The following is a 15,490-nucleotide window of genomic DNA, read 5'->3' on the forward strand; positions in this document are numbered from 1 at the left end:
TGGGCAGTTATCCCAAGGCGGGGGGCAGTTATACCAACTTACCCCCATTCATTTGCAGATAGCTTGAACCGGGGCGTGGCGTGTAGAACCTCGGAACGGGCAGCGGGGACATTATGAACGAGATCAGCAGTATCGAGCAGGCAGCGGCGCATATTCAGAACGCCGAAACCATGCCGCATTCCATTGAGGCTGAACAGCAGCTTCTGGGTGCAATTTTGACGAATAACGACCTTTACGACCGGGTCGCTTCGATCATTGGGTCCGAGCATTTCTATGACCCGGTTCATGCCCGCATTTATGAGGTCGCGGCCGCACGCATTGCAAAGAACGCGCTGGCCTCGCCTGTGACGCTGAAATCCTTCATGGCCGAGGATGAGGGCCTGAAGGAATTGGGCGGGCCCGCTTATCTGGTCAAACTGGCCGGCGCGTCGATCAGTGCCTTTGCGGTACATGATTACGCCCAGATGATCTATGACCTCGCCATCCGGCGCGAGTTGATCCGCTTGGGCCGCGACATCTCCGACAAGGCCGCGCGGGTCGATGTAGCCAGCGAACCGAAAGAACAAATCGTCGAGGCCGAACAACAGCTTTATCAGCTTTCCGAGCAGGGCCAGACCGAACAGGGGTTCCAGTCCTTCCTCAAGGCGGTCACAGAAGCCGTCAATGTCACCAACGAAGCTTACCAGCGCGGTGGCGGCATGGCTGGGATCTCGACCGGTCTGGTCGATCTCGACAAACAACTGGGTGGTCTTCACCCCTCGGACCTGATCATTCTCGCAGGTCGTCCATCGATGGGCAAAACCTCGCTGGCGACCAACGTGGCCTTCAACGTGGCCAAAGCGTACAAACGCGGTCTGAAACCGGATGGTTCCGAAGGCGCAATTGACGGCGGGGTCGTCGGCTTTTTCTCACTTGAGATGAGCGCTGAACAGCTGGCCGGGCGCGTTCTGGCCGAGGCGTCCGAAATCTCTAGCCACAAGATCCGTCAGGGCGACATGACCGAGGCCGAATTCCGCCGTTTCGTGGATGCGGCCAAAGAACTTGAAGCCTGCCCGCTTTTTATCGACGACACGCCCGCCCTTCCGATTTCTCAGCTTGCCGCACGCGCGCGACGGTTGAAACGCACACATGGGCTGGACCTGCTGGTGATCGACTATCTGCAACTGTGCCGCGGCATGTCCGACAACCGGGTTAACGAGATTGCCGAGATTTCAATGGGCATGAAAGCAATCGCCAAAGAACTGAACATTCCGGTGATTGCCCTGTCGCAGCTTTCCCGCCAGGTCGAAAACCGAGACGACAAACGTCCGCAGCTGTCAGACCTGCGTGAATCAGGATCGATCGAACAGGACGCCGATGTTGTGATGTTCGTATTCCGCGAGGAATACTACAAAGAACGTGAAAAACCCGGCGATCACGAGCTTGAGAAGATGGAAGAATGGAAACAGGCCATGGAACGCCTGCACGGCAAGGCCGAGATTATCGTTGGCAAACAGCGCCACGGTCCTATCGGCACGGTCGAGCTATCGTTCGAGGCGCAATTCACCCGGTTCGGTAATCTTGTCAAACCCTGGCAGCAGGGTGGTGAAATCGAAGGTTATTGATCGCGAAAGGACAGCCTTACTTGGGTTTTCCCGACTTTCCTTTGATTGTTGGCAAAGCAATAACGTTCTCTGAGCTTTTCGCGCGATTCAGGATCTGGTGCGCGAACCAAGAATGAGGTCCGCCCGCCTGTTTTCTGACAGATTGAACCCCGCACTCACCAAAGCGTCGGATTGTTCAACGCAGACACGCAGTGCGAAGGGCCGCTAAGTGGCGCAAGCGCCTGACCATCCAGCGACTGCCCCAGCCAGCCATGCGGATGGCTCAGCTTTAGCGGCGGTTGTGCAGTGGCCTCAGAAATCTGCTCAAAACCTGTTTTTCGATAGTAAGCGGGATCACCATAGGTGAGTGCCACGTTCACGCCTGATGCCCGCAGGCAATCCAGACCATAGGCAATCAAAGCCTGTCCAACCCCGGCTTTTTGCCTGTCTGTTCGGACAGCCATAGGCGACAGGATAAATACCCGGCGCGCATCCTGTGGAAACAGCATTCGGGAAAAGATGGCACAACCAAGCAGCACCTGATCGCGTCGCGCGGTGCACACCATCAGGTCCTGTGGTGGGGTGGTATCGATCATCTCTTGCACGAAAGCTTCGATAATCGCCCCCTCGTCCGGGCCTTCCGACGCCGAAAACACTTCTGCGAAAAACCGGGCTGTTTCGGACGGATCTGGCGTTTGTTCGGTATAAAAATCCATGATTTCCTCGGGATATGCCGCCGCACCGTTTTTTGCCGCGATGGGACGATCTTGTTCACAAGATCACTTTAACACCTATGTGAAGACAATCCCGAAAACGGCCTAGCACAGCAGTAAGTCGCCAAAATGTCTGCTTTTTTGGGTGTTTTCCGCCATACCTGTCGTTTGATGGGCGCAATCTGTCGCGGAAAAAGCCCTTTCCCTCTTGACCTTGGACGGCGCAATGTCATGAACAGTCCCATGAGTACTGCACGTTTAACGATCAATCTTCAGGCCCTCGCCAGAAACTGGCGGGCACTCGACGCGAAAACCGGGGTCGAAACCGGTGCCGTGGTCAAAGCAGATGCCTATGGGCTGGGCGCAGGACCTGTCAGCGACACGTTGGCAGAAGAAGGTGTTCGCAAGTTTTTTGTGGCTGCCGCAGAAGAAGGCGCAACAGTTCGCGAGGCAGTTGGCCCCGGCCCGGTGATTTTCGTTTTTTCGGGACATATGGACGGCGATGCCGACCTGCTGCGCGGCAACGACCTGATACCGCTGATCAACTCGCCAGAGCAGTTTCAACGCCACACAGAGGCCCTGCCCGACCACCCGTTTGGTATCCAACTGGACAGCGGTATGAACCGGCTTGGTCTTGAACCTGCTGACTGGGCTGAGTTGCGTTCCAAGGCCAAAGCCTTGAACCCGGCGCTCATCATGTCTCATCTGGCCTGCTCGGACGAGCCGGAACACCCGATGAACCAGCAACAACTGAAAACCTTCCGCGACATGACTGATGGGGTCGCTGCGCCGCGCTCCCTGGCAGCGACGGGCGGGATGCTTTTGGGACCTGAGTTTCATTTCGATTTCTGCCGCCCGGGTATCGGTCTTTATGGCGGAATGCCCTTTGCCGGTGCAAAGCCTGTCGTAACCGTCGACCTTCCTGTTATTCAGGTGCGCAAGTTGGCCGTGGGCGAGACCGTGGGTTATGGAAACACCTGGGTGGCGCGACGGCCGTCCCGGATCGCCACCGTTGCTGCCGGCTATGCAGATGGCCTGCATCGCGCAATTGGCGGCGGCATCGACACATTTGCGGGCGACCAACCCTGCCCGGTTGTTGGACGTATCTCAATGGACCTGATCACTGTGGACGTCACGGACCTGCCGAAAGACCCGGAGCGCCTGCGCATTCTCAACGGTCATCAAACCGTTGATGATCTGGCCGAGGCCGCTGGTACAATTGGCTATGAAATCCTGACATCCATGGGCAGTCGCTATTCGCGGGGCTACGTGGAATGAACCCAATCAGCGCGCTGGGGGGGCTGGGCCGCACCGTGCTGGGCCTGCTTGCGGCCTTTGGCCGGGTGGCCCTGTTCGCGCTTGATGCAGTGTCGCACATCCTGCGCCCACCCTTCTATCCGCGTGAATTCGGGATGGCCCTGCTGAATATCGGCTGGCTGTCCCTGCCCGTCGTCGGCCTGACCGCCATTTTCACCGGCGGCGCGCTGGCTTTGCAAATCTATGCGGGCGGTGCACGGTTTAACGCCGAGGCCGTCGTGCCCCAGATCGTCGCTATCGGCATGGTGCGCGAACTTGGCCCGGTTCTGGTCGGCCTGATGATCGCCGCGCGCGTGACCTCGTCCATCGCGGCCGAGATCGCCACGATGAAAGTGACCGAACAAATCGACGCTCTGGTCACGCTGTCGACCCATCCGATGAAATACCTTACTGCTCCACGTGTGCTGGCCGCGCTGATCACCGTGCCTGCACTGGTCGCCGTAGGTGACGTTATCGGGATTGCGGGCGGGTACACTGTCGCTACGCAGAATCTGGGCTTCAACCCGGCGGCGTATCTGAAAAACACGGTCGATTTCCTTGAGATGCGCGACATAGTATCGTCTCTGGTCAAAGGCGCGGCCTTTGGCGTGATCGCGGCTATCATGGGTTGCTATTACGGCATGAACTCGGGCCGTGGCGCACAGGGTGTCGGTCGCGCTACCAAAGGGTCGGTCGAGGCCGCAGCCGTTTTGATCCTGGCCGCAAACTTTGTTCTCACAGGGGTGTTCTTCTCGCTATGATCCGAATGGAGAACGTAGAAAAAGCCTTTGGTGACAACCACGTATTGCGTGGAATGAGCCTAGAGATACCCAAAGGAACCTCGATGGTCATCATCGGGGGTTCCGGCACGGGGAAATCTGTTGCCCTGAAATGTATCCTGGGCCTGATCAAACCCGACAGCGGCATGATCTATGTCGACGGCAAAGACGCAACCAAAGGCGACCGTGACGCGTTTCTGGCGCGGTTTGGCATGCTGTTTCAGGGCGCGGCCCTGTTTGACTCGCTGACCGTCTGGCAGAATGTCGCCTTCCGCCTGCTGCGTGGATCCCTGAAACGTCCCACCGAGGAAGCGCGCGAGATCGCCATCGAAAAACTGCGCCGCGTAGGCCTGAAATCCGACGTGGCCGACCGCTTTCCGGCAGAGCTGTCAGGCGGGATGCAAAAACGTGTGGGCCTTGCCCGCGCCATCGCCGCCGAGCCTGAGATTATCTTTTTTGACGAACCCACCACCGGCCTCGACCCGATCATGTCCGGCGTCATCAACGACCTGATCCGCGAGATCGTAACTGAGATGGGCGCCACCGCGATGACCATCACCCACGACATGAGCTCCGTCCGCGCGATTGCTGACAACGTGGCCATGCTGCACGGAGGGGTGATCCAGTGGACCGGCCCGGTCAGCCAGATGGATGCCTCAGGTGATCCCTATGTGGAGCAGTTCATCAGCGGGAGCGCTGAGGGGCCGATTGAGGCGGTGCGTTGATAGCAGTGATGCTGGACAAATAAATCAAAAATCATCGACGGAAATCTGACAGTTTTGCGTTAAACCAGCGCAACGTTAAAGTTTGTCGGAGCTTCCCCATGCCTACTTCGTATTCTCGCGCGCAAATCGCCCTTCACTGGGTCATTTTCGTTCTGATCGCAATTCAATTTCTCTTTCACGAGCCGATGTCTGAAGCCTGGGATCAATTCGAACGCGGATTGCCTGTCTCTTTTCAAGCACCAGTTGCTCTTCATGTATTCGGAGGATTGCTTGTCCTTGCGCTCGCGATTTGGCGGATTGCACTACGTCTGACCCGCGGCGCGCCGCCGCTACCGGAAAAAGAAACAGCCGCGATGAAGCTCGCCGCACATATCACGCACTTCTCACTCTATGCGTTGATGGTGCTGGTGCCCGCCTCAGGTGCCTTGGCCTGGTTTGGTGGGATAGCAGCGTCCGCCGAAGTGCATGAGATCCTGAAAACGCTAATGCTTGTTCTGATTGTCTTGCATTTTCTGGCTGCCTTGTTCCATCAGTTCATTCTCAAAACCAACCTGATGGCTCGTATGAAGCGCGCAGGATAAGCTTTTGAACAAGCATCCTTGAACCCACGATCCAACACCGTAATGTCAGGCGGTCACACTTAATAGCGTTGGCCGCCATGATATTGCGTTTCGCAACACTGTCACTTTTGGTTTTCTACCCCGTCGCGTGGTTCGCCCCGCTGATGCGCGCGGGGTTCCTGCCGATCTTTGGCCTTAGCGAAATCAGCGTCATCACCGGCCTCCAGTCGCTTTGGAATTCCGACATCTTCCTTGCGCTGGTCGTCACCATCTTTGCCCTCTTCGCGCCCTACATCAAAACCATTGGCACCGCGCTGATACAGTGGAACCTGCTAGATGCCCGTGTGCAGCCTGCGCTGAGTATCCTAGGCAAGCTGGCGATGGCGGATATCTTCCTGATCGCGCTTTACATCACATTGGCCAAGGGCATCTCTTACGCCACTGTTGAGACCGCATGGGGTCTCTACCTGTTCACGGCCTGCATCCTTGCCTCCATCGCTTTGGGCATTCTCACCGAACGCCACTGCAAAACCAACGCCCGGACATAGGGCGCTGACGACGAGGAAAGCCCAGCAAGGGCTTGAAGAACCGCCCATCCTCGGGCACCAAGACGTCATGGCAAAACCAACCTTCTCCTGCTCCGCCTGCGGCGCATCCCATTCCCGCTGGTCGGGCCGCTGCGACGGGTGCGGCGAGTGGAACTCGATCATCCAGGACGTACCTCTGTCGGCAGGCCCAGCCAAGAAATCGCTGGGCTCGAAACGCGGACGGTCGATGACGCTCACCGACCTGTCGACCGAGGAAACCCCGCCACCCCGCACACTCTGCGGAGTGGAAGAGCTGGACCGTGTTCTGGGCGGCGGGCTGGTCCCGGCCTCCGCCCTGTTGGTGGGCGGCGACCCCGGCATCGGCAAATCCACCCTGCTGCTGCAAGCGGCTGCCCGATTTGCCCGTGCTGGCGTCAAGACGATCTATGTCTCGGGTGAAGAAGCCAGTGCGCAGGTTCGCATGCGGGCGCGCCGCCTTGGGCTGGAGAATGCGCCGGTGCAACTTGCTGCCGAAACCAACCTGCGCGACATTCTTACCACGCTTGAAGCCGAGAAACCCGGTCTGGCGATCATCGACTCGATCCAGACCATGTGGGCGGACAATGTCGACAGCGCGCCGGGGTCCGTGTCGCAAGTCCGGGCGGCTGCTCATGAATTGACCGCCTTTGCGAAACGGCATGGTGTGTCGATCATCATGGTCGGGCACGTCACCAAGGAAGGCCAGATCGCAGGGCCCCGTGTTGTCGAACACATGGTTGATACGGTGCTGTATTTCGAGGGCGAGCGCGGCCATCAGTTTCGTATTCTGCGGGCGGTCAAGAACCGCTTTGGTCCCGCCGACGAAATTGGCGTATTCGAGATGACAGGCAAAGGGCTGGCGCAGGTCACCAACCCCTCGGCCTTGTTCCTGTCGGAACGAGGTAAGCCCAGCCCTGGCTCTGCCGTCTTTGCCGGGATTGAGGGCACACGGCCGGTTCTGGTCGAATTGCAGGCCCTTGTTGCCCCGTCCCCCCATTCACAGCCGCGCCGGACAGTGGTGGGATGGGACAGCGGGCGGCTGGCGATGATCCTTGCCGTTCTCGAAGCGCGTTGCGGCATTCCCTTTGCGGGTCTCGACGTCTATCTGAACGTGGCCGGTGGATTGAAAGTCAGTGAACCCGCCGCCGATCTGGCCGTTGCCGCTGCATTGCTGAGCGCGCGCGAGGACACGGCCCTGCCCTCAGACACCGTCGTTTTCGGGGAAATCTCGCTATCCGGGGCACTTAGACCGGCTCCGCAGACAGAAAACAGGTTGAAAGAAGCACAAAAACTTGGTTTCACAGCGGCAATAGCTCCGGCAGGTGGCAAAACCGGTACTGTGGCAGGTCTGACACTCACCCGGCCCTCTGATTTGGTAGGGTTTGTTGGCGAAACCTTCGGAGCAGGTTAAAGTCCCGCCTTGAGGGGCAGAAAAGAACAGGCGAGGGCCATGGAAGGTTTTACAATAATCGACGGGGTGGTTGCCCTGATCATCGTGCTGTCAGGCTTGCTGGCCTATTCGCGCGGTTTTATGCGCGAAGTTCTGGCCATCGCGGGTTGGGTCGCAGCGGCCGTTCTGGCGTTCATCTTCGCCCCGCAGGCGGTACCTCTGGTCAAGGAAATCCCGGTCGTCGGAGATTTCCTGCGTGACAGCTGCGAACTGTCTGTGATCACCGGGTTTGCAGCGGTCTTTGCGGTGGCGCTGATCGTGGTCAGTATCTTCACGCCGCTGTTTTCATCGCTGGTTCAGCGCTCGGCCCTTGGCGGCCTGGATCAGGCTCTGGGGCTGTTCTTCGGCATCGCTCGTGGCATTCTTCTGGTTGCGATTGCGTTCTTCGTTTACGACACCGTCATGACCGGCCAGTCTTACACAATTGTTGATGAAAGCCGGTCGGCCAAGGTGTTTGAACAGTTCAGCGGCCAGATTGAGGAACAAAACCCCGAGGCGGCTTTGGGCTGGGTTACGACGCAGTATGAACAGCTGGTCGCCAGTTGCACGGCAGGAAACGCTGAACCGGCAACAACTGCGCCTTCCAACGGCTGATAGGCAGTTCACCAATTCATGAAAGCCCGGCGCTGCCGGGCTTTTTTGTTGCAGATCAGACAAACCCCTCTCCACCGCACACGGTGCAGCGGATTGTTTTCAAGCCAAAGCATCCGTCACATCGACTGAAAACCGGTTTTCCAAAGATATCTCTGCTTTTGGCGACCTCGCCTGCTCCGTTACAGATCTGGCACGACGCGCGCCCCAATCCCCTGCACCGATGGCACCGCTGCCTGATCCGTTCTTGGTTCTTGTGAGGAGGTTTATGTTGCCACATTCAGGTCCCCCCGAGGTGCTGAGTTTTAGCAGTTCATGTATGCAATCAAATGCATGACAGCACATATGTTTGCGCATGTCACCATCTTCGTTTTTCTACGTCGACATGCGTAAACTTGGCCTGCGGCATTTGGCTATTGTGATCCTTTGATGACAGCCACGCCAATAGGCATTATGTGGGGGCCAACCCGCCACGGAATCGGAGCCACCGATCTTGTCCTTTCTGTATGAATGCGCGCTGATCGCAGTGATGGTCGCCCTAACGGCGTCTTGTTCCTGTGTTGCGAACAGTTCCGCTTTGAAGATGCAGAAAGTCCGGTGCCGAACTGCGGCCAATCCTCGAATGAAATCGTCATAGAAGTTGGAGCCCCTTGAATGTGTGGGATTTTAGGAATCGCAAGCCGGACACATGATGTCTTTGCTGAGATCTATGACGGGCTGCTGATGTTGCAGCACCGGGGTCAGGATGCCTCGGGGATCGTGACCTACAACGGCGAATTCTTCCGGGAAAAGAAAGCCAATGGTCTGGTCAAGGACGTGTTCAACGCCCAGGATGCTGAAACCCTTTTGGGTCATATCGGCATGGGGCATGTTCGCTATCCAACGGCCGGATCACTCAGCGCGGCCGAAGCGCAACCTTTCTTCGTGAACGCACCCTACGGTATCTATCTTGTTCACAACGGCAATATCACCAACACAGCGGAACAGCGCGAGAAAGTGACCGGGAAATACAGCCGCCACCTGCGCACCACATCGGATTCGGAAATCCTGCTGAACGTGCTGGCCGACAAAGTGGCTGACGCTATCAAGGTGAACGGCAATTCGGACCCGATCCGAAACATCTTTGCCGGTGTGAAGATGACGATGGAGCGGGTTCAGGGCGCCTATTCAGTCATTTGTCTGGTGGCAGGTGTTGGCATGTTGGCGTTCCGCGACCCATTTGGCATTCGGCCCCTTTCGGTCGCAAAACGCAATGTCGACGGTCAGGGGGACGATTATGCCTTTGCTTCGGAAGACGTAGCCTTTGGCATCAACAGTTTTGAAAAGCTGCGCGATCTGCGCCCGGGCGAGGCCATCCTGATCGACCTGAAAGGCAACATGCACGAGTTTCAGGCGGTCGAAGGCAAGCTGACGCCCTGTATCTTCGAGTATGTGTATCTGGCACGTCCGGATTCACTGCTGGACGGTGTCTCGGTTTATAAAACCCAGATGCGCATGGGACAGACGCTGGCGAAACAAATTCAGGACTCGGGCCTGGAAATCGACCGGATCATTCCCGTACCCGACAGCGCCCGCCCCGTGGCACTGGAAGCGGCGAAAATCACCGGCATCCCCTATCGCGAGGGGTTGGTGAAGAACCGCTATGTCGGGCGTACCTTCATCATGCCGGGTCAGGCCGAGCGACAGAAATCCGTCCGCCGCAAGCTGAACGCCGTTCCGCTGGAATTCGAAGGCCACAGCGTTCTGTTGATCGACGATTCCATCGTGCGCGGCAACACCATCAAAAAGATCGTTCAGATGTGCCGCGACGCCGGGGCCAAGAAGGTTTATGTGGCCAGCGCCTCGCCGCCGGTCAAATACCCCAATGTCTATGGCATCGACATGCCGACCAAGGCCGAGCTGATCGCAAATGGCAAAGAGATCGAAGAGATCCGTGAAGAGCTGGGCGCTGATGCACTGTTCTATCAGCATCTGGAGGACCTGATCTGGGCGGCCCAGGAAGGCAACCCGGACATCCAGGGATTTGATTGTTCCTGCTTTGATGGCAATTACATTACAGGCAGCGTTAGCGCGGATTACCTGGACAGTCTGGAAAACAGCCGCCGTGTCAGCCAGAAACGCGCGGATATGCAGGTTCCGGGCGGGTCGTGGAATGCGGCTAAACTCGCCTCAGGCTGAATGACTCCGCCCACCGAGTGCACGTCCAGCTTCTGTTCAGACCGCGAATCAAACCGTTCGGCATGCAGATAGGACAACCCTGTTCAGGGTGGCTCGCATCTATACTGTTCCACCGATGAGTGGAAATCTGCCACAACCCGGCGGCGATTCTTGCACGATCACAGGGACTAACAAAAAGGTCGCTACGTCGTGAATCGTGGAGTATGTGAAGGTCTTTTGCTTACCTGATCGTTTTGGTATCGGGCGGCAACCACTCACTCGAAATAAGGGGTTCGGAACTCATGCCGGGCCACGGACCATGTCAAACACCAATGTCAAAAGCGCGGCCACACAGCAGGGCGCGTTAAACAAGAACTCTGTTTCTGTTCTGGGGGTGTTCGGGCCCAAAACCGAACTGCACGCCTTGGTACGCCTGTCATCGGGCCGCGTGAAAGAGGTTGAACCCGGAAGCCGTGTCGCCTCGGGTACGGTGATAGCAATCGACGAACAGGGCATCATGCTGCGACAAAGCGGCCAGACCAAGCGGATCGCCATTCCCGGAAGCTAATCGCGACTTGACGCCCCTCGCGCAGGGGTTCAAACCGCAGCCATGACCGATCAGACAAAAATCGCCCTTATCACCGGGGCCTCTCGCGGGTTGGGCGCTGCGCTGGCCGAAGCGCTGGCACCTGAATACCATATCGTCGCCGTCGCCCGGACCACCGGCGGGCTGGAAGAGCTGGACGATCGTATCAAGGCGAAGGGCGGGTCAGCCACTCTGGCCCCCATGGACATCACCGATCCAAACGCCATGGCGACCCTGTGTCGTGGCATCCATGACCGTTGGGGCAAGGTTGACCTGTGGATGCACACAGCCATCCACACATCAGCACTGACGCCAGTGCATTTTGTTGACCCCAAGGAATGGGCCAAGGCGATCAACACAAATGCAAACGCGACCTCGGTTCTGATCCCCTATGTCTCACCCCTTCTGGGCGAGAGTGGCCATGCGGTGTTTTTTGACGATCCGAAAGCTGGCGAGAAGTTTTATGGCATCTACGGTGCCACCAAGGCCGCGCAGATGGCTCTGGCCCGCAGTTGGGCCGTCGAAACCGAACGCACCGGTCCTCGGGTTTCGGTTGTCGAACCCGCGCCGATGCCCACGGCCGTCCGTGCGCGTTTTCATCCCGGGGAAGACCGGAGCGTGTTGAACAGCACCAAGGATGAAGCTGCGCGGATTCTGGCACTGCTTTAGGAAATGGCCCTGACGGGCCATGCCTCTGGCGGGGATATTTGCAGCCAGGTGAAGCCTGGATCAGGCGATATGCACGCCGTTGCGCCCAGCCAGATCGACGAAGAATTGCCAGGCGACACGGCCAGAGCGCGACCCGCGCGTGGCTTGCCACTCAATTGCCTCGGCGCGCAAGATCTCTGCATCAACAGAAACGCCATAGGCGGCGCAATAGCGGTCGATCATCGCAAGATACTCGTCCTGATCACAGGGATGGAACCCAAGCCACAGGCCGAAGCGATCCGACAGCGAGACTTTTTCTTCGACCGCCTCGGAAGGATTGATGGCGCTGGAGCGTTCGTTTTCGATCATATCCCGCGGCATCAGATGGCGACGGTTTGAAGTGGCATAGAAGACCACATTCTCTGGCCTGCCTTCAATACCACCATCCAGAACAGCCTTGAGAGATTTGTAGTGCTGGTCATCGTGGCTGAACGACAGGTCATCGCAAAACAGTATGAACCTGTAGGGCGCTGCGCGCAGATGGTTCAGCAACCGCGCCACCGTTCCCATATCCTCGCGCTGCAATTCGACCAGTTTAAGGTCGGCATAATCAGCGCTCAGAGAGCCATGCACGGCCTTTACAAGGCTGGACTTTCCCATCCCCCGCGCCCCCCAGAGCAGCGCGTTATTTGCCTTGTACCCTGCTGCAAACCGGCGCGTATTGTCCATCAACGTGTCGCGAGAGCGATTGATGCCGACCAGGAGATCCAGATCGACCCGGTTGACATGTGTAACAGGTTCCAGTCGATCCGGTTCGACATGCCACACAAATGCCGGAGCAACGGCAAAATCAGGCGCCGCCAAAGGAGCCGGTGCCATGCGTTCCAACGCCTCGGCGATACGGTTCAGGGCTTGGTCGTCCATATGGGCCTCCGGTTTTGTCTTGAGGGGTTCAAAGCACGTTCCAATTGGCACAACAAGAGTTTCAAAAGAAAAAGGCGCGCCCATGGATGGCGCGCCCTTTTGTTTTCGTCGGCAGATTTACTTGTCGTCTTCGAATTCCTGCATCAGGTCATCATCCGCTTCCGGCTCATCATCGTAATAACCGTCAGCGCGCAACTGGTCCTCGCGTTTCTTTTCTACTCGCGCGACCAGGAAGATCGAAATCTCGTACAGGCCGTAGACCACCACAAACAGAATGATTTGTGTGATGACATCCGGTGGTGTGACGACTGCGGCCAGAACCAGAATGCCGACCACCGCATATTTCCGAACAGCACCCAGCCCCTCGGCACTGACCAGTCCTGCCTTCCCCATGAGGGTCAGGAGAACCGGCAGTTGGAAACATAATCCAAAGGCCACGATGAACTTGATCGTCAGGTTCAGATATTCTTGGGCTGAGCCCTGGAACACCACACTCAGCGGTGCCGCGTTGACCCCGTCGGCCACGGCTTCACCCTCAGCCCCGAATTGCTGGAACCCGAGAAAAAAGTCATAGGCCAGAGGCGTGACGACGTAGAAGGCAAAGCTTGCGCCCAGGAGAAACATAAAGGGCGAAGCCAGCATGAAAGGCAGGAACGCGTTTTTCTCGGACTTGTAGAGGCCCGGTGCTACAAAGCGCCACATCTGCATCCCGATATAGGGAAACGCCAGAATGAACCCACCCAATAGGGAAACCTTGATCGCAACAAAGAACCCTTCCTGTGGCGAGATGAAGATCAGGCCACAATCCTGCCCGCGCTCAGCCAGAACGTCACACAGGGGATTGGTCAGGAAATTGAAGATCGGCGTCGCCACTGAAAAACAGATGATCATACCGACCAGAAACGCCACAACGCTATGGATCAGCCGTGTGCGCAGTTCGGCCAGATGTTCGATCAACGGGGCCGAAGAATCGTCAATCTCGTCGGTTTTGCTCATGTCTTGCTTTCAGTGTTCAGCGCGGCTTCGGCCTCTTCTGCCTTGGCCAGTGCATCGGCTGCTTCCTTGGCCTTGCGCTCGGCGGTGGCACGGGCGGCTGACGCCTGAACCTTTTTGGCCTGCTCGGCCCGCTCGGCCGCCAGTTTACCCGTTTCGCTTTCAGGGTCGAACTTTGTAGGATCGATGCTTTTCGCCATCTCCTGCGCGGCTTGCTTGACACCGTCCATGGCCGATCCCACAGGGTTCACGGCAGCGTTGAGACCTTTCTTGATCTCATTCACCCCGGCCTGATCGGCGGCCTCGTTCATGGCGCTGCTGAACTCGCGCGCCATTCCGCGTGCCTTGCCGACAAAACGTCCGACATTGCGGAACAGCACCGGCAGGTCCTTTGGCCCCACAACGATCAGGGCAACGATGCCGATGACCAGAAGCTCGGTCCAGCCCAGATCAAACATCCGCGCTTACGCCTTGTCTTTCTCGGTTTCAGGCGTGACGTCCTTGGCCAGCTCAGAAGCGTCCTTTTCCAGCTCTTCCGAACCGTCTTTGACGCCCTTCTTGAACGCGGTGATGCCTTTGCCGACTTCGCCCATCAGCGAACTGATCTTGCCGCGTCCGAACAGAACCAGAACCACAACGGCGATCAGCAGCAGGCCAGGAAGGCCAATATTGTTGAGCATGTCTTCTCTCCTTTTTCGTCGGCACGTTTGCGCGCCGGGAACATCAACTGACTCAGTCTTTACGCCTCGATCGCTGGTCTCAAAAGGCATCTGCAACGGGTTGCGGGCAAAAATTTTGGAAAACGCGAGGAATCTAAGGGGTCGCAATTCTCAACTGACAGGTTTATGTCAGTTGTTGTCCGCTAAGACTTTGGCATCGAAACAAGGTCAATGGAGAAATAAATGACCCACGTTGCTGAAATCGTCACCTTCACGCTGGCCAATGGCACCACCCCGGAAGAGTTCGTGAAACTCAGTCAGGCCTCTGAGGCCTTTGTGCGCAGCGCTCCGGGATTTGCCCATCGGCAGCTTAGCCAGGGCGAAGATGGTCGCTGGACCGACTATGTTGTCTGGACCGATTTGAAGGCGGCACAGGACGCTGCTGCGCAATTTCCGCAACAGGAATGTGCAGCAGGCATGATGGCGGTCATCAATCCAGATAGCATCCAGATGCGTCACGAGAAAGTATTATGGAACATGACTGCCTAAACGCAGTCAGAATGGCGCGTCATGCGCCGCACTGACCGCCTGTTCGATATCATCCAGATCCTGCGCAACGGCAAACTGCACCGCGCGCAGGACATTGCGGACCGGCTTGAGGTGTCGGTCCGCACCATCTATCGCGACATGGATACGCTGGTGGCCTCGGGCGTTCCGGTCGAGGGAGAGCGCGGTGTCGGCTACATGGTGCGCGAGCAGATCACCCTGCCCCCGTTGAACCTGACCCCAGCCGAGCTTGAGGCGCTGAACCTTGGCATGGCCATCGTGGCCGAGGCTGCGGATACTGACCTGAAAGCAGCCGCACAATCGCTTGCCGACAAGATCGACGCTGTTTTGCCAACGCAGGTCGTGGCCGAGGCGGACAGCTGGAAATTCGCGGTCTACCCGTTTGCCGATGCCGCAAGGGGCCTTGCCCATATGGCCCCGATCCGTGCAGCCATCAAATCTCGTCAGAAACTTCACCTGTCCTATCGTCGCATTGACGGTGTTTTGACAGAACGCATCATCCGTCCGCTCCATATGGAATACTGGGGGCGGGTCTGGACCCTTACCGCCTGGTGCGAGCAGCGCAACGGATTTCGTGTTTTTCGAATTGACCTGATCGAAGCTGTTTCACCCCTTCCGGAGATCTTCGCCGACGAACCCGGAAAGCGCCTGAGCGACTATGACCCGTACGTCTGACAGGCTTCATCTTTTCAG

Annotated in this window: 18 protein-coding genes; 13 read left to right on the forward strand and 5 right to left on the reverse strand. The window is 57.6% G+C overall.

Annotated elements, in window-relative coordinates; genetic code table 11:
- Nucleotides 1-113 precede the first annotated feature (113 nt).
- On the forward strand, nt 114-1,604 hold the full coding sequence (locus ACR0ES_RS02670) for a replicative DNA helicase (protein ID WP_267366870.1): 1,491 nt from the start codon (nt 114-116) through the stop codon (nt 1,602-1,604).
- A 155-nt stretch (nt 1,605-1,759) separates the two neighbouring features.
- Here the strand turns inward: ACR0ES_RS02670 and ACR0ES_RS02675 are convergent, their stop codons facing one another.
- Nucleotides 1,760-2,299, reverse strand: coding sequence for a GNAT family N-acetyltransferase (locus ACR0ES_RS02675; protein ID WP_480538004.1), 540 nt, complete (start codon nt 2,297-2,299; stop codon nt 1,760-1,762).
- Nucleotides 2,300-2,539: 240 nt separating this feature from the next.
- On the opposite strand from ACR0ES_RS02675, the gene alr reads away from it, so the two are divergent.
- The 10 genes from alr to ACR0ES_RS02725 all read left to right on the forward strand — a co-directional run bounded on the left by alr (nt 2,540) and on the right by ACR0ES_RS02725 (nt 11,675).
- Nucleotides 2,540-3,574: an alanine racemase gene (alr, locus tag ACR0ES_RS02680; protein ID WP_480869395.1), complete on the forward strand. Its 1,035-nt coding sequence runs from the start codon at nt 2,540-2,542 to the stop codon at nt 3,572-3,574.
- Nucleotides 3,571-4,353: an MlaE family ABC transporter permease gene (locus tag ACR0ES_RS02685; protein ID WP_209503739.1), complete on the forward strand. Its 783-nt coding sequence runs from the start codon at nt 3,571-3,573 to the stop codon at nt 4,351-4,353. The genes alr and ACR0ES_RS02685 overlap by 4 nt, the downstream gene beginning before the upstream one ends.
- Entirely contained in the window at nt 4,350-5,096 is a 747-nt protein-coding gene (locus ACR0ES_RS02690; protein WP_480869397.1) for an ABC transporter ATP-binding protein, read from the forward strand. Before ACR0ES_RS02685 ends, ACR0ES_RS02690 begins: the two co-directional genes overlap by 4 nt.
- Before the next feature lie 98 nt (nt 5,097-5,194).
- Entirely contained in the window at nt 5,195-5,677 is a 483-nt protein-coding gene (locus tag ACR0ES_RS02695; protein ID WP_267364177.1) for a cytochrome b, read from the forward strand.
- A gap of 77 nt (nt 5,678-5,754) precedes the next feature.
- Nucleotides 5,755-6,204 carry a paraquat-inducible protein A gene (locus tag ACR0ES_RS02700; RefSeq protein WP_480869399.1) on the forward strand — a complete coding sequence of 150 codons (450 nt, stop codon included), beginning with the start codon at nt 5,755-5,757 and terminating at the stop codon, nt 6,202-6,204.
- Nucleotides 6,205-6,271: 67 nt separating this feature from the next.
- Nucleotides 6,272-7,633, forward strand: coding sequence for a DNA repair protein RadA (radA, locus tag ACR0ES_RS02705; protein ID WP_480772792.1), 1,362 nt, complete (start codon nt 6,272-6,274; stop codon nt 7,631-7,633).
- A gap of 39 nt (nt 7,634-7,672) precedes the next feature.
- Nucleotides 7,673-8,266 (forward strand): CvpA family protein, encoded by a 594-nt coding sequence (locus tag ACR0ES_RS02710; RefSeq protein ID WP_267364181.1) that lies wholly within the window; start codon nt 7,673-7,675, stop codon nt 8,264-8,266.
- Nucleotides 8,267-8,917: 651 nt separating this feature from the next.
- Nucleotides 8,918-10,441 carry an amidophosphoribosyltransferase gene (purF, locus tag ACR0ES_RS02715; protein ID WP_480869401.1) on the forward strand — a complete coding sequence of 508 codons (1,524 nt, stop codon included), beginning with the start codon at nt 8,918-8,920 and terminating at the stop codon, nt 10,439-10,441.
- A gap of 298 nt (nt 10,442-10,739) precedes the next feature.
- Nucleotides 10,740-10,988, forward strand: a complete 249-nt coding sequence (locus ACR0ES_RS02720) for a hypothetical protein (RefSeq protein WP_209503732.1) — start codon at nt 10,740-10,742, stop codon at nt 10,986-10,988.
- Between the two features lie 42 nt (nt 10,989-11,030).
- Nucleotides 11,031-11,675 carry an SDR family NAD(P)-dependent oxidoreductase gene (locus ACR0ES_RS02725; protein ID WP_267364183.1) on the forward strand — a complete coding sequence of 215 codons (645 nt, stop codon included), beginning with the start codon at nt 11,031-11,033 and terminating at the stop codon, nt 11,673-11,675.
- A gap of 60 nt (nt 11,676-11,735) precedes the next feature.
- Here ACR0ES_RS02725 and ACR0ES_RS02730 read toward each other — a convergent pair whose 3' ends face one another.
- The 4 genes from ACR0ES_RS02730 to ACR0ES_RS02745 form a co-directional block, all read right to left on the reverse strand.
- On the reverse strand, nt 11,736-12,578 hold the full coding sequence (locus ACR0ES_RS02730; protein ID WP_267364184.1) for an ATP-binding protein: 843 nt from the start codon (nt 12,576-12,578) through the stop codon (nt 11,736-11,738).
- A gap of 117 nt (nt 12,579-12,695) precedes the next feature.
- Nucleotides 12,696-13,574, reverse strand: a complete 879-nt coding sequence (tatC, locus tag ACR0ES_RS02735) for a twin-arginine translocase subunit TatC (protein WP_480772793.1) — start codon at nt 13,572-13,574, stop codon at nt 12,696-12,698.
- Nucleotides 13,571-14,029, reverse strand: coding sequence for a Sec-independent protein translocase protein TatB (tatB, locus tag ACR0ES_RS02740; RefSeq protein ID WP_209503728.1), 459 nt, complete (start codon nt 14,027-14,029; stop codon nt 13,571-13,573). The genes tatC and tatB overlap by 4 nt, the downstream gene beginning before the upstream one ends.
- 6 nt (nt 14,030-14,035) lie before the next feature.
- Entirely contained in the window at nt 14,036-14,251 is a 216-nt protein-coding gene (locus tag ACR0ES_RS02745; protein WP_209503727.1) for a twin-arginine translocase TatA/TatE family subunit, read from the reverse strand.
- Between the two features lie 222 nt (nt 14,252-14,473).
- Between ACR0ES_RS02745 and ACR0ES_RS02750 the strand changes: the two genes are divergently transcribed.
- Both ACR0ES_RS02750 and ACR0ES_RS02755 read left to right on the forward strand, forming a co-directional pair.
- On the forward strand, nt 14,474-14,779 hold the full coding sequence (locus ACR0ES_RS02750) for a hypothetical protein (protein ID WP_209503726.1): 306 nt from the start codon (nt 14,474-14,476) through the stop codon (nt 14,777-14,779).
- A 21-nt stretch (nt 14,780-14,800) separates the two neighbouring features.
- Nucleotides 14,801-15,472, forward strand: coding sequence for a helix-turn-helix transcriptional regulator (locus ACR0ES_RS02755; RefSeq protein WP_480869402.1), 672 nt, complete (start codon nt 14,801-14,803; stop codon nt 15,470-15,472).
- Nucleotides 15,473-15,490: the final 18 nt, after the last annotated feature.

Source organism: Ruegeria sp. N7, from assembly GCF_056531345.1.

Bases quoted from the DNA above. Each gene is read 5' to 3' on its own strand.
- ACR0ES_RS02700 (WP_480869399.1), top strand. From the start codon at position 5,755: ATGATATTGCGTTTCGCAACACTGTCACTTTTGGTTTTCTACCCCGTC.
- alr (WP_480869395.1), top strand. From the start codon at position 2,540: ATGAGTACTGCACGTTTAACGATCAATCTTCAGGCCCTCGCCAGAAAC.
- ACR0ES_RS02720 (WP_209503732.1), top strand. From the start codon at position 10,740: ATGTCAAACACCAATGTCAAAAGCGCGGCCACACAGCAGGGCGCGTTA.
- ACR0ES_RS02670 (WP_267366870.1), top strand. From the start codon at position 114: ATGAACGAGATCAGCAGTATCGAGCAGGCAGCGGCGCATATTCAGAAC.
- ACR0ES_RS02750 (WP_209503726.1), top strand. From the start codon at position 14,474: ATGACCCACGTTGCTGAAATCGTCACCTTCACGCTGGCCAATGGCACC.
- ACR0ES_RS02755 (WP_480869402.1), top strand. From the start codon at position 14,801: ATGCGCCGCACTGACCGCCTGTTCGATATCATCCAGATCCTGCGCAAC.
- ACR0ES_RS02725 (WP_267364183.1), top strand. From the start codon at position 11,031: ATGACCGATCAGACAAAAATCGCCCTTATCACCGGGGCCTCTCGCGGG.
- radA (WP_480772792.1), top strand. From the start codon at position 6,272: ATGGCAAAACCAACCTTCTCCTGCTCCGCCTGCGGCGCATCCCATTCC.
- tatB (WP_209503728.1), bottom strand. From the start codon at position 14,029: ATGTTTGATCTGGGCTGGACCGAGCTTCTGGTCATCGGCATCGTTGCC.
- tatC (WP_480772793.1), bottom strand. From the start codon at position 13,574: ATGAGCAAAACCGACGAGATTGACGATTCTTCGGCCCCGTTGATCGAA.
- ACR0ES_RS02730 (WP_267364184.1), bottom strand. From the start codon at position 12,578: ATGGACGACCAAGCCCTGAACCGTATCGCCGAGGCGTTGGAACGCATG.
- purF (WP_480869401.1), top strand. From the start codon at position 8,918: ATGTGTGGGATTTTAGGAATCGCAAGCCGGACACATGATGTCTTTGCT.
- ACR0ES_RS02710 (WP_267364181.1), top strand. From the start codon at position 7,673: ATGGAAGGTTTTACAATAATCGACGGGGTGGTTGCCCTGATCATCGTG.
- ACR0ES_RS02745 (WP_209503727.1), bottom strand. From the start codon at position 14,251: ATGCTCAACAATATTGGCCTTCCTGGCCTGCTGCTGATCGCCGTTGTG.
- ACR0ES_RS02675 (WP_480538004.1), bottom strand. From the start codon at position 2,299: ATGGATTTTTATACCGAACAAACGCCAGATCCGTCCGAAACAGCCCGG.
- ACR0ES_RS02685 (WP_209503739.1), top strand. From the start codon at position 3,571: ATGAACCCAATCAGCGCGCTGGGGGGGCTGGGCCGCACCGTGCTGGGC.
- ACR0ES_RS02695 (WP_267364177.1), top strand. From the start codon at position 5,195: ATGCCTACTTCGTATTCTCGCGCGCAAATCGCCCTTCACTGGGTCATT.
- ACR0ES_RS02690 (WP_480869397.1), top strand. From the start codon at position 4,350: ATGATCCGAATGGAGAACGTAGAAAAAGCCTTTGGTGACAACCACGTA.